Source organism: Shewanella sp. HL-SH5 (assembly GCF_051163755.1).
GTDB lineage: Bacteria > Pseudomonadota > Gammaproteobacteria > Enterobacterales > Shewanellaceae > Shewanella > Shewanella glacialimarina.
Genome location: NZ_CP195038.1, coordinates 2,217,406 through 2,229,681 on the forward strand (window position 1 = coordinate 2,217,406; position 12,276 = coordinate 2,229,681).

The following is a 12,276-nucleotide window of genomic DNA, read 5'->3' on the forward strand; positions in this document are numbered from 1 at the left end:
TTCGTAAGTCTTTTGTTGTTTAATATGCAATTAAACTCGATGTTTTAGATTAACTATGCAAAAAAAAATGGAGGGCTAAGCCCTCCATTTAATTCAAGTTATTGTTTTTATTTCTTTTTAGGCCAAAATAGTGCTGAAAGTGCTGGCAGAATAATAATTGCACCTAACATATTTACTAAAAACATAAAGGTTAACAAAATACCCATGTCCATCTGGAATTTAAGTGCAGAAAAGAACCAAGTGCTTACACCTATGGCTAAAGTTAAGCCAGTAAAGATAACCGCACTGCCACGCTCAACCAATGCTTCAAAATAAGCCTGTTGTACTGGCATGCCATTGCTAAGTTTATTTGACATAGTGGAAAGAATATAAATTCCGTAGTCCACCCCAATACCGACACCTAACGCGATTACCGGTAGAGTACTTACGGCAAGGCCAATATCCAGTAATGTCATCAAGGCTTGTGCAAGGGTTGACACCACATAAAGTGGAATAATCACAGCAATCGTCGCTTTAAGTGACTTAAAGCTAATTAAACACAGGAAGAACACCGCACCATAAACATAAATCATCATAGGGAGCTGTGCTTCGCTAACGGCTTCATTAGTCGCGGCCATAACGCCAACTGGGCCAGAAGCTAATTTAAACTGCAATTTATCGCTATTAAGCTCAGCTGCAACCTGTTTAACTTTATCAACAACGACTTCAATCGTTTCTGCTTTGTGATCTTTTAAGAAAAGATAAACCGGCATCACAGAGCAATCACCATTTAGTAGGCCCGATGTTGTAGGCACTTGCCCAACCGCTTGCACTAAGCTCGCAGTGGTGCGAGGCAATATCTGCCATTTAGGGTTACCTTCGTTGAAACCTGAGTTAACCGCTTTAGCAATCGATGCCAAACTCGCTGTAGACTCAACGCCAGGAGTGTTAGCAACCATCCATTCAAATTGATCAATTTGATTAAGCAATGAATGATAAGTACAGGCTTCTGGTGCAGCTTCAACAATAATGGTCATTACATCGGTAGTAATAGAAAAGTGATCTGTAATGAAAAAGGTATCAAGGTTATAGCGCGAATCTTGATGCAGCGCTGGAGCGCCACCTTTTAAGTCACCAATTTTCATTTGAGTCGCTTGCATATAGCCAACACCATAAAGCACAGCAGTAAAACTTAACACGACAATCGCATATTTTGGTGTTGCAAACTTAGACAAACTACGCCAAAGGTTTTCGACTTTAGCCTTGTGCTCTGGGTTTTCCTGGGCATTAGACAAGTTGGTATAGGAAATAACCAAAGGCAACAAAATTAAGTTTGTTAAGATAATCACTGCCACACCTAAAGAGGCAGAAATCGCTAACTCACGAATGATACCAATATCGATGGCTAATAATGTTAAAAAACCTACCGTATCAGACAATAATGCGATACCACCCGGCACTAATAGGCTTCTAAATGCTGATGCGGCGGCGGCTTTTGTTGCTTGTCCATCCAGTACTCTGCGACGCACGGCGTTAATCATTTGAACACCATGACTAACACCAATAGCAAACACTAAAAAAGGCACCAGGATCGACATAGGGTCTAAACCAAACCCCACAACAGTAAGCAACCCTAACTGCCAAATAACGGCCATTAAACTACATAGCAATGGCAAGACAGTTAACGTGATTGATTTAGAAAACAGATAAACCATAACAGCAGTAATTGCGATAGCAATTAAGAAAAAAAGCAAAACCCCTTTGGCACCATCGGCCACATCACCAGCCATTTTGGCAAAGCCGATAATGTGAATTTTAATCTTTTCGTTTTCAAACTGACCGCGCAGTTGCGTTTCTAACTGCTGTGCAAAGGCGATAGTATCAAGCGGTTTACCGGTATCAGGGTCAAAATCCATTAATTGAGCTGAAACAATTGCTGCTGAATAATCATTTGCAATTAAACGACCCACAATACCTGCTTTTTCAATATTGTCGCGAACAGTATTAAGGCCGTAATCATCGGTTTGAAAGTCAGCCGGAATAACTGGACCGCCCGCAAAACCATCTTCAACCACTTCAGTAAAGCGTGTTGAAGGAGAATAAAGTGATTTAACTTGTGAGCGCTCAACACCATTGATAAAAAACAGCTCATCGTGCACCTTTTTAAGTGCATCAAAAAATTCGGGGTTAAATATATTACCGCTGGTATCTTCTACCGCAACCATAATCCCATTCGCACCACCAAAATCTTTTTGGTGTTTGGTATAGGTTTGCATGTAGGTATGCTGAAGCGGAATATTCTTACTAAAAGCCGCATCCATTTTAAGCTGGCTTGCTTGGTACCCTAAAAATATCGTGATAAAAATAAATGAAATAATAACCCACATCCGATTACGGAATAAGTGAGTTTCAAAACTATTGACCAGTTTTTCTAACATCTTGTCGGCCCTATTATTGTTGTTTTTGTCTTAGTAAATGTTATTTAGGCAGTTGAAACAGCCCTTTTGAACCCGCAAACCAAATATCGCCTTGCTTGCTTTTCGCTACTGATACAATGTTTTCACCTTGACGACGCGTAACTATTTCAGCTTTTCCATCATCAACTTTTAAAACAATACCTGCATTTCCAACAAGATATAAATCCCCGTCATTAACTAAAGCACCGTTAATCGATGATTCAACAGGCAATTCAATTTGTTGCCAAACGTCTAAATCAGATGAAGCTTGGAACACATGGCCACGCAAGCCCATTACATAAACATTATTATCGACAGTGATGGCATTAAACATTGACCCATCATAATCAAAGTCTACACGCTCAAAAGAACGTCCCATGTCAGTAGACACTGCAACTAAGCCTAATTCGCCAACCAACAACAAGCGTTGATCATCTAAGTTAATGATTCGATTAAAATGAGGCAACAAAGCCGCTCTTTCAGACAAGTAAAGCTGTTGATCTTGTTGTTTTAAATCATTCAAATAAGACACGTCTTCTTCAAACAATAATTCTTGATGGAACTCATCTTGCCAAGTTTTACCGCCATCTTCTGTACGATAAAATAAACCATATGCACCAATTGCTATACCATGTTGCTCAGAGAAAAAACGAACGTCTAGAAAAGGCTTTTCTAACTCGGTCGATTGCATCTGTAAAGACCAGGTCATGCCGCCATCATTAGTGTGAATAATAGTCGCATCGTGACCTACTGCCCAGCCTAATGTATCGGTCAGAAAAAAAGCTTTCGTCAATTGGGTGACAACAGGCGTGGAAACTTGCTGCCATTGCTTATCAAATACTAAGACATGACCACGTTGGCCAACAGCGACTAACTTATCGCCTGCATTGACAACATCCGTTATTAAAGATGTTTGAGCAAGTGGTTGAATTTGAACTGTTAAAGGATCAAGTTGAGCATTTACCGAAGCAGTATATAAACATGCACTTAATCCTATCGCGACAGCACTGCGAAGCATGCTAACCTTCATACAAACTTCCTTAAGTTTAGGGGCGCAAAGCGCCCCTTTTATATAAAAACTAATATTTAACATCTAGAATTTAACTAACTAATATTGAACAATCTTAGCAAATTAACGAATACCTGCACGACGAAGTGCATCAGGGGTAAAGTTAGACTCTGATAAGTTTGCATCAAAATTATACATACGACCTTCGTTGTCTAAACCCATTGCAAGATAACGACGAGATTGAAGGTCATGAAATATTTCTAAAGTACTCCACATTGTAGGCACTTCATAATAGTTAATAGTATGAGCCGTACCAACACGGTATAACTCGTCACGGTTATCATACATATCTGTTAATGAAACCTGCCAAGAATCTTCATCAATATAGAAAACACGGGTTTTATAAATATGACGCATACCTTCTTTCAAGGTCGCTTTTACTTCCCAAACACGGTGTTTTTCCCAACGCGCATATTCAGGATTAATATGACCAGGTTTTAAAATTTGGTCATATTTAAGCTCATTTGAATGAAGCTTATAATCGTTATAAGGAATAAATATTTCCTTTTTACCGACTAGTTCCCAGTTATAGCGAACTGGTGAGCCGTTAAACATGTCGAAATCGTCCGTGGTTCTTAGACCATCAGACACTGTACCAGGCGTATCAAAAGCAACGTTAGGTGCCTTACGCACGCGACGTTGTCCTGTGTTATAAGTCCACGCCTGACGCGGTAATGCTTCTTGATCCATGGTTTCTTTTACAAGTAATGCCGTTCCAGCTAAACGTGCTGGCTGTGTTACCACTTGCTTGAAATAGAACAAAGTATTGGTTTCTTTTAACTTGTCTAAAGTAATTTCTGGACGAGTATATTCAAAACGTATTTCTTCAGCATTTTCAACCAGAGTGTAAGAACCTCCTGAAGTAGGTGCTGCTTGGCTACGATAAGTTTCTACATCGACACCACGATAACGCAATATGTGGTTCCAAATGACCTCTAAACCATCATTTGGTAACGGGAATGGAACACCTATCGTCGCACCAGAAATACCATTTCCTTGAGCAACTAATTCAGCTGAAGTGGCATTCACTTTAATGGCATCATAAACATACTGTGGAACAGATGCCGTACGACGAGTTTCATACACATTCATTTGATAGGTATCTGGATACAAATCAAATAGTTTATTCTGACCCGGCGTTAAAAAATCTTTGTACTGTGCTTTATTTGCATTTGTAACAGTAAATAAGATTTTATCATTTGGAAAAGGGTTTAAATGATGCATTCCTTTTTCATATCCAGCAACTGGCTTAGTAATTCCGCCATCCCACGCAGGAATAGAACCATCTGCGTTACCCGCTTTTTCAGCACCCATAGGCGTTAAGCTTGCACCTAACTTAGCAGCATCAGCTTCTGATACTTTAGCTATGGCAACTGGAGCACCTAGTGCAAAAATAACTGCTGCCGATAATATCGTCAGTTTTTTCATTGTTATTATCCTTTTAAATCGAATACTTGACGTTAAACGAGATATAATCTCTATCTTCCATCGCGTTAGTTGTCCCTACACCACCGAAGAAGCTGTTGTAAGAGAAATCTACGCCCCAACGATTTTGATAATCAAAGTTAAGCCCTAAAGCGACTGACTTTTTACCTTCAGTGAATAAAAACATTGGATCTGGTGTAATCCCATCAACATCATGTGAGAAAATAATACGTGGCGCCATGTTAACACCGGCAAAAACATTATTAAAATCGGCTTTAGCCACTAAACGATAACCCCAAGCAAAATCTGTTGGAAATGGGTTAGTTTCAGGACCATTGTGAACCGCTTGAATAATACCTGGCATATCAGGATTACCACCTGAACGCGAAGTGCCAGGACCATTTAAGCGCAATTCATCAAAACCTGGCATATCATGGATCCACACACCACCAATTTCGGCCAACATAGTTAAGTTATCTGTTCCTAATGTAGGACCGAATAAGTGTGTCAGTGTCATTTGTGCTTGAGTAGTATCTAGCTGAATAAAGCCATCAACGGTTGCTCCTGGTGCGGCAACATCCATTTGTGAAATACCGTCTAAATCTGGACGAATACCTGCATTAGCCAATTGTTGAGGCATAGCAGCAAACAGTAATTCTACGTCATCAATCTGAAGTGGCTCATCAACACGGTGCGCAATTTCACCCGCGACCGAAGTATCACCCACTAAAGTATTAAAACTTAGACCATACAATTGGATATCTTCTGGATAAACAATCTGTGCTTTAGTAAAGGTTTCCATGCTGAGTAGCAATTCACGGTCAATTTTACCTTGGCTCGCAGCTAATTTAGCATAATCACCACCAATACCCGCAGCAGTAAAGTTAGACGCGGTGCCACTAATAAGTGGACGGCGGCTATGGTAATTCATGTAATACAAACCAAACTCTGTTTCCGCTAATTCTGGTGCATAATAACCAAGTTTTATACCATATTGACCATCATCACTTGGTGTCGCTTCATCTTGAATTAATGCTACTTTGGTTGAATATGCTGTCATTGCTGAAGCCATTGCAGGATTAAAACCAGTGGCGGCTGCATTGGTATACAACTTCTTATATTCAGATATTAAAAAATCTAAGTTAATGTCTGGATTAGAGTTAAAGCCTAATTGGGCATTTTGATTATAGCCACCAAAACCGGCAAAATCATTTGTTGCGAAGTTAGAACCTGGTGTAGGGACCCAAATTGGTTCCCACTGGTATTGATAAAACGCTTCAACGTTTAGGTTTTCAGTTAGCCCTAAAGAAGCCCAAACCATACCTTGTGGACGGAATGCCTCTTTAAGTTCAGCACCTGGAGCATTTAAGATATTTAAATCCACAGGGTTTATTACACCAATACCGTGTGGAATTAATGTACTTTCTCCCCAAGAAACAACTTGGTTACCGACTCTGACCGTTAATGGATTTTGGCCATCATTTAAATCCCAGTTCGCGTAAACAAAAGCATCTAATAAGCGCACATCTTTACATTGCACTTCTGAGGCACGATCATCGGCACAAGGATCAAAACTATTACCCGTTAATGGGTCATTAAAATCATAATTACCATCGTTTAATTTGCGATCATAGAAATACATACCGCGAACAAAAAGACCATAATTTTCGTATTTGAGGGATAACTCATGTAATCCCTTTACGATTTCAGAGGTGGTGTCACCTTGTGAGTAAAGTAAATTACTTAAATCGTTATTACTTGAATAAGAGCCTGGTTCAGCCCAAATTTCAGCGGATGTGTATTTAGTGTTACTAAATGCAGAATAACCAGACCAATCAAATTGTGGTTGATTAACCTTACCAATTTGACCTTCCCAGTCACGTTCACCGACACGCCAGCTAGCACCGACAGTCCAAGTGGAATCGAAGGTACCTTCTACATCGCCCCAGTCAAATGAGGCAGCAGAAGCATTTTGACTCATTCCAAAACACAAAGCCGACATTACCCCCAAAGTAATTGCCGACTTGTTAAATTTTTTCTTAACAATATTCATTTTAGCTTATCTCCGTAACCTGCTGGAATCGTTGTTATAGGAATTTAAACCAACATCTTGTTAGCCCACAGGCAACACCATTGTTACAGTATTTAACCTTGTTGAGCAAGGCCAAAATAAAGAAAATATATAATAAAATTAACGTGGTTAACGAGAATGCTACAACTAGAATGAGTGCTATATTTGAATTGAGTTTAGGGAACCGAAAATGAGTTGATGACAAATAATTAAATACATTTTATTTCAGTAGTTTATTCAAAATTAGTTTGATAGCTTCACATCAAAACCAATAAATCAAACGTTTGAAGTAATTACTCTAACTTGGTTAGTGACTTATATCTACCTTGACTGTCTAACTCCAACTTAAATTGGCCCTTAATACCATTTAGCGTCAAAAAAGGTCTGAAATATTTAGCGTTAATTTGCAAGTGTCGACCTTTAACATCTGTTAAAGCAACGGAATCACTATAACCCTGATAGTATGAAGAAAACTTTATGTAGCTAATATAAATAGAAAAATAAAACTCCACAGGGCCTCCATATAATATTCAGAAATAAAATTAAAAAGAAGGGAGAGTTAACCCCCTTCGGTTTATTTAGCGTTTAACTGAGCGCTTTATTCACCTTCTCGTAAAGGTCTTTAGATAAGTTAGGCAGATTCTGCAGCGTCATTAATGACTGCTTCATCATTTGCTGCCTGCCGTCATCATACTTCGCAAATTGGATCAAAGGCGTAATCATTCTTGATGCTACCTGCGGATTAGTCTTATTTAGCTTAATCAAAATATCAGTTAAAAAAGCATAACCTGCGCCATCTTTGCGGTGGAATTGATAAGTATTACCAGAAGCAAAAGCACCGATTAATGATCTAATACGATTAGGATTACTAAAGCTGAAGCTATTGTGATGCGTTAACTGTTTAATAGCATCAATCACGTTATCGGTATTGGATAATGCCTGTAACATAAACCATTTATCCATCACTAATGGTGTTGTATGCCATGTAGATTCGAATTTTCCCAATAAATCAGCTAAACAATCAAACTGCCCAACAGTTGCTGCCTTTAGTGCAGCAAGACTGTCTGTCATATTAATTGAATGGTTAAATTGCTCAATTACTAATGGCTCATACTCTTGTGAAACACTCGCAAGCAATAACAAACTCACATTCTTAAATGCACGTTCTGCAGCGTTATCAATAACTGAGAGTTGTCTATATCTTGCTAGTAACTCATCTTGACAAGCTGATGCAATCTCTTCAACAACGAACTCTCTTGCCACTTGCAACGCATCTAAGTCAAGCTTATCAACCTGCTCGATCAGAGAGGATGCAGACGGTAAATTCAATATTTCTGCAACCAAAGCATAATCGAGTGCGGGGTCTAAAATTACACCTCGAAATGCCTCAATAACGCCAGGGTCAACAGACATGACTTGCTTATCTGTTAACTGTGAAACATTGTCCCAAACCGATTGACTAAATAATTGAACTGAGGCTTCCCAACGTGCCACTTCACTTGAAGCAAAGCGCATGATATGAACCAATTGTTCAACGTTAAATGCATACTGTAATTTCACAGGTGCTGAAAAGTCTTGCAAGAGAGAAGCAACGGGCTTCTCACTAAATCCTTCAAAGACAAATTGTTGAGAAGATTTTTTAACGTCCAGTACTTGATTGACAATTGAGCTACCGTCAAGATTAATTAACTCGATGCTAAAAGGAATATGTAGATTTTGACCTTTTATTCCCTGGCTTTCAACAGATTGTTTAATCGTTAAAGTGTATAAACCTGTTGTGTTATCAAATGTATCTTCAACCGCAACTACCGGGGTGCCTGCTTGGGTATACCAACGTCGGAACTGTTGTAAATCATTACCGCTGGCATCTTCCATTGCGTTGACAAAGTCATCACAAGTCACAGCTTGACCGTCATGACGGTCAAAATAACATTTCATTCCAGCTTGAAAACCTTGCTCGCCAAGAATGGTATGCATCATTCTAATTACTTCAGCACCTTTATTATAAACAGTCACTGTGTAGAAATTATTCATTTCTATCACAGATTCTGGTCGAATAGGATGAGACATAGGACCTGAGTCTTCAGCAAATTGCTGATTCTTCATAACCTTAATGGCCTGAATACGATTAACAGCACGTGAACCAATATCAGAGCTAAATTCTTGATCACGAAAAACAGTCAAGCCTTCTTTAAGGCTCAACTGAAACCAATCACGGCATGTCACACGGTTACCTGTCCAATTATGAAAATACTCATGGCCCACAACAGATTCTATGCCGTGATAATCCTCATCAGTAGCACTCGCTTTGTCAGCAAGCACATACTTTGTGTTGAATACATTGAGACCTTTATTTTCCATTGCGCCCATGTTGAAGAAATCAACAGCAACAATCATATAAATATCAAGGTCGTACTCTAATCCAAATCTGTCTTCATCCCACTTCATCGATTTTTTAAGTGATGCCATAGCGTGAGCAGATTTATGTAAATTACCTTTATCAACAAATACCTGTAACTTTACATCGCGGCCAGACTGAGTAATAAAGTGATCTTCAAGCATATCAAAATCACCTGCAACCAATGCAAACAAATAGCTTGGTTTTGGGAACGGGTCTTGCCAACGCACAAAGTGACGGCCAGAACGCGGCATTTCGCCAGTTTCAATTAGGTTGCCGTTGCTTAATAAATAAGGGAATTGGGCTTTATCGGCTTCGACTCGAACTGTGTAGGTAGCTAACACATCAGGGCGATCTAAGAAATAAGTGATACGTCTAAAACCTTCCGCCTCACATTGTGTGCAATATGCGCCATCAGACATATATAAGCCTTCAAGGCTGCTGTTTGCTTCAGGATCTAACGCGGTCGTAATTTCTAATTCAAACTCGGTCTCATCTGTAACAACCACTAATTGACTTTCAGTTTGACGATATTCGCACGCCTTACCATTTAATTTCACCGAAACCAAGTTGAGCTGTTCACCGTCTAATATCAAATCTAATTGGTGTGAGTGAGAACGAGTTATCTTACTCAGTGCTATCACCTTAGTGTTCTCACCGTCTAAAATCACATTCAGATCAATATGACTAATAGTAAAAGTTGGTGCGGTATAATCTTTTAAATGCTTAACCTGAGCTTCAGACATTATATTTCCTTGCATAATTTATATTTTTATAACAAAAAACGCGCAAATGCGCGTTTTTAATATATTTTTTTAGCTAGAGACTTGGTGCTTTAGCTAACTTTTTTGCGTCTACCATATCCAGCATAATTAAGGCTGTTTCATCTAAAAATGGATCAGGGACTTTAGCATCTTTGTCATCTTCAATATCATCTAAAGACTTAACCACCTCTAGCCCATCGCTGACACGACGTTTGTTAGTTCTGTCTAATGCACGTTTTTCATCGTCTTCACGAGATTTTATCCGTGTACTTTCCACTAAAGATATTGTTTTATCATTATGATGCTTTTTGAATTCTGCAATATCTTCATAGATGTAACCAAACTCTACGTCAGCACTTATACGCTGCTTATGCTTGGTATCAAGTTGAGTGACTAATTCTGGAAATATACTACCAAGTGTCCCGTATTGAGCTACAGGAACCTTGTCCCAAGGCAGCGCATTTTTCTCTTCTGACTCACCATATTCACCGGCATCTAATGCACTTGGGAACAAAATATCAGGAGTCACGCCCTTAAGTTGGGTACTGCCGCCATTAATACGATAAAACTTAGCAATGGTGTACTGAACATGGCCAATTGGCTTGTCATACATATCATAAATACGACCTAGGCTTTTATGTTGCTGAACCGTTCCCTTACCAAATGTTGATTCACCTACAATCAGTGCACGTTCGTAATCTTGTAAAGCTGCAGCGAAAATCTCTGATGCTGATGCACTGTAGCGGTCAACCATCACTGATAGTGGGCCGTCATAAGTACTTCTACCATCATTATCGCTATTTTGGTTTACGCGACCGTTAGCATCACGAATTTGCACAACCGGTCCTGCATCGATAAACAAACCAGTGAGTAATGTCGCTTCAGTGAGGGCTCCACCGCCATTGCCACGCAAGTCAATAACCACGCCTTCGACTTCAGCTTCTTTCAACTTCGCCAATTCTTTAGCTACATCTTCAGATAGGTTCATATAAAAGCCAGGAATTTGAATAACGCCGACTTTACGATGAGCAAATTCACCTGTGGTAGGCTCAATTACCTTAGAATTGGCTGCACGATCTTCTAGACGAATTTTGTCTCGAATAATAGTAACATCAAAAGGTTTAGCATTGGCGCCACCTTTTTTAGGCAAAATCTGCAGCACAACTTCACTGCCTTTAGGGCCTTTAATAAGTTCAACAACATCATCTAAACGCCAACCGATAACATCAACAATGTCTTTACCTTTTTGGCCAACACCAACGATTTTATCTTCCGGTGATAGCTTTTCACTTAATGCAGCAGGGCCACCTGCAACCAAACTTTTAATGACAGTGTAGTCATCGTCCATTTGTAAAACAGCTCCAATCCCCTCAAGGCTTAGGTTCATTTCCATTTGGAAGCGTTCAGCATTGCGTGGTGATAAGTAACTGGTGTGCGGCTCAACAGTTCTAGCAAAGGCGTTCATCACAGTTTGGAATACATCTTCGCTATTAGTTTGACTTAGGCGTTTAATCGCATTGTCATATCGCTTGGTTAAGATCTCAACAATCTCATCCCATTTTTTGCCCGTTAACTTAAGATTTAACGCATCATATTTAACACGTTGACGCCATAACTCATTAAGCTCAGCGTCATCTTTTGGCCATGCAGAATCTTTACGATCGAATTCATAAGCGTCATCTTCTTTTGCAAAATCAAATTCTGTTTGTAGAAGTGTCAATGCATAGGCAAAACGTTCATAACGACGAGTCTGTAGTAAATCAAACATTTTATATGCAGGTGATATATCACCTGCTTTTACCATGTCATCAAACTGACTTTTATATTGGTCAAAGTTACTAATATCTGCTTGAGTCAATACATTGCGGCGATAATCGAGTTGCTCTAAAAATCGTGCGTATATCTGCTCTGAAAAAGCATCATCAAGGTCGAAACGATGATAATGCGCACGAGTAAACAAATTTGTTACTCGTTTACTCGCAGCCTGATGTTGAGGCTCTTGGGCTAGTTTGGGTAACTCGCTGATTTGAATCGTTGGTGAAATTGCCCATGCAGAAAATCCGACGAATGCACAAGCAATTGACGCGGCCAATGTAAGTTTTCGCATCAACAAG

7 protein-coding genes are annotated in these 12,276 nt (G+C 39.4%); all 7 read right to left on the reverse strand.

Annotated elements, in window-relative coordinates; all coding sequences use genetic code 11:
- Positions 1-107 precede the first annotated feature (107 nt).
- Positions 108-2,417, reverse strand: coding sequence for an efflux RND transporter permease subunit (locus tag ACRWQM_RS09670; protein WP_434929829.1), 2,310 nt, complete (start codon positions 2,415-2,417; stop codon positions 108-110).
- A 40-nt stretch (positions 2,418-2,457) separates the two neighbouring features.
- The gene (locus ACRWQM_RS09675) at positions 2,458-3,465 is read right to left on the reverse strand and encodes a WD40/YVTN/BNR-like repeat-containing protein (protein ID WP_434926000.1); all 1,008 of its coding nucleotides are present in this window, start codon (positions 3,463-3,465) and stop codon (positions 2,458-2,460) included.
- 102 nt (positions 3,466-3,567) lie between these two features.
- Positions 3,568-4,932, reverse strand: coding sequence for a DUF1329 domain-containing protein (locus tag ACRWQM_RS09680; protein WP_434929830.1), 1,365 nt, complete (start codon positions 4,930-4,932; stop codon positions 3,568-3,570).
- A 13-nt stretch (positions 4,933-4,945) separates the two neighbouring features.
- A complete protein-coding gene (locus tag ACRWQM_RS09685) occupies positions 4,946-6,982 on the reverse strand; it encodes a DUF1302 domain-containing protein (protein WP_434929831.1) in 2,037 nt (678 codons plus the stop codon).
- Between the two features lie 311 nt (positions 6,983-7,293).
- A complete protein-coding gene (locus ACRWQM_RS09690; protein ID WP_226410037.1) occupies positions 7,294-7,512 on the reverse strand; it encodes a DUF2835 family protein in 219 nt (72 codons plus the stop codon).
- 73 nt (positions 7,513-7,585) lie between these two features.
- Positions 7,586-10,144 (reverse strand): aminopeptidase N, encoded by a 2,559-nt coding sequence (gene pepN, locus ACRWQM_RS09695; protein ID WP_434929832.1) that lies wholly within the window; start codon positions 10,142-10,144, stop codon positions 7,586-7,588.
- 73 nt (positions 10,145-10,217) lie between these two features.
- Positions 10,218-12,269, reverse strand: coding sequence for a carboxy terminal-processing peptidase (gene prc / locus ACRWQM_RS09700; protein WP_434929833.1), 2,052 nt, complete (start codon positions 12,267-12,269; stop codon positions 10,218-10,220).
- Between the last annotated feature and the right edge of the window lie 7 nt (positions 12,270-12,276).

Bases quoted from the DNA above. Each gene is read 5' to 3' on its own strand.
- ACRWQM_RS09670 (WP_434929829.1), bottom strand. From the start codon at position 2,417: ATGTTAGAAAAACTGGTCAATAGTTTTGAAACTCACTTATTCCGTAAT.
- ACRWQM_RS09675 (WP_434926000.1), bottom strand. From the start codon at position 3,465: ATGAAGGTTAGCATGCTTCGCAGTGCTGTCGCGATAGGATTAAGTGCA.
- ACRWQM_RS09680 (WP_434929830.1), bottom strand. From the start codon at position 4,932: ATGAAAAAACTGACGATATTATCGGCAGCAGTTATTTTTGCACTAGGT.
- ACRWQM_RS09685 (WP_434929831.1), bottom strand. From the start codon at position 6,982: ATGAATATTGTTAAGAAAAAATTTAACAAGTCGGCAATTACTTTGGGG.
- pepN (WP_434929832.1), bottom strand. From the start codon at position 10,144: ATGTCTGAAGCTCAGGTTAAGCATTTAAAAGATTATACCGCACCAACT.
- prc (WP_434929833.1), bottom strand. From the start codon at position 12,269: ATGCGAAAACTTACATTGGCCGCGTCAATTGCTTGTGCATTCGTCGGA.